The sequence below is a fragment of the Phenylobacterium sp. CCH9-H3 genome (genome assembly GCF_001557235.1).
In the GTDB taxonomy this organism is placed as follows: domain Bacteria; phylum Pseudomonadota; class Alphaproteobacteria; order Caulobacterales; family Caulobacteraceae; genus Phenylobacterium.
Window position 1 is genome coordinate 1 of record NZ_LSJI01000173.1, and the last position, 1,177, is coordinate 1,177.

The window sequence follows — 1,177 nt, forward strand, 5'->3', positions numbered from 1 at the left end:
GGGTGAGGGTGGTCCAGTCGGGGGACATGCCGAAGAGGGCGTCGGGGTCGTCGTCGAGGGTGGCGAGGTCGAGCGGGTAGTCGTGGGTGACGGGCTCGATCTGGGGGTCCTGGTAGCCGGCGGCGATGAGTTCGCGGGCGAAGTCGGCGGGGTCGCTGAGGGCCTGGACGGCCTCGGGCATGGTCATGCCGGGGCGATCGGGGAACAGGCGGCGGCGGATCTGGCCGAGGAGGAGGAAGGTGGCGGCGCCGCGGTCCTGCCAGGTGGCGACCACGCCGTGGCCGCCGGGGCGGGTGACCCGGGCCATCTCGGAGAGGCCCTTGCGCCAGTCGGGGAACATGATCACGCCGAAGATGGAGAAGACGGCGTCGAAGCCGGCGTCGGGCAGGGCCAGGGCCTGGCCGTCCATCACCTGGGCCTCGACGTTGGGCAGGCCCGCGGCGGCGATGCGGGCGACCATGCCGGGGGAGAAGTCGGTGGCCAGCACCTGGGCGCCCGTGCGCGCGGCGGCCAGGGCCAGGGCGCCCGTGCCGGCGGCCACGTCGAGGACGCGGCTGTCTGGCGTGAGGGGGACGCGGGCGAGGGCGGCCTCGGCGAAGCGGGCGGTGAAGGGGTGGGCGGTCGCCTCGTAGTGGCGGGCGGCGGCGTCCCAGTGGTTCGGGTCTTCGAACTGGCGCATCGGCGGGCGTCCTCTATTACGTAACAATAGAAGTAGCGTGAAAGGGGCGTGCTTGCCAATGGGGGGCGGCGTCGGGGAGGATCGGGGGATGCGCAGCGACAGTCGCCTTTCGCGGATGCTCCACGTGCTGCTGCACCTGGCGCGGCGGGACGAGCCGATGACGTCGGAGGCGATCGCCCAGATGCTGGGGACCAATCCGGTGGTTGTGCGCCGGACGATGGCGGGCCTGCGGGACGCCGGCTACGTGCGCTCGGAGAAGGGCCACGGGGGCGGCTGGCGGATGGCCGCGGACCTGGAGCGGGTGTCGCTGCTGGACATCCACCGCGCGGTGGGGAGACCCAGGATCTTCGCCATCGGCGCCGAGCACGACAATCCGGACTGCGCCGTGGAGCGGGCGGTCAATGCGGCGCTGGAGGACGCGCTGCGGGAGGCCGAGGCGCTGCTGGTCGCGCGGCTGGGGGCGGTGACCCTGGCCGAGCTGGCGCGGGGGTTCGACGC

General features: G+C 73.6%; 2 protein-coding genes. One reads left to right on the top strand and one right to left on the bottom strand.

Features of this window, described 5'->3' with window-relative positions:
• Positions 1-679: class I SAM-dependent methyltransferase (locus AX721_RS28610; protein ID WP_068876892.1), on the bottom strand; the 679-nt coding region annotated here is incomplete at its 3' end.
• A gap of 88 nt (positions 680-767) precedes the next feature.
• On the opposite strand from AX721_RS28610, the gene AX721_RS15415 reads away from it, so the two are divergent.
• Positions 768-1,177 (top strand): Rrf2 family transcriptional regulator (locus tag AX721_RS15415; protein ID WP_068876893.1); only part of this gene is annotated, 410 nt, incomplete at its 3' end.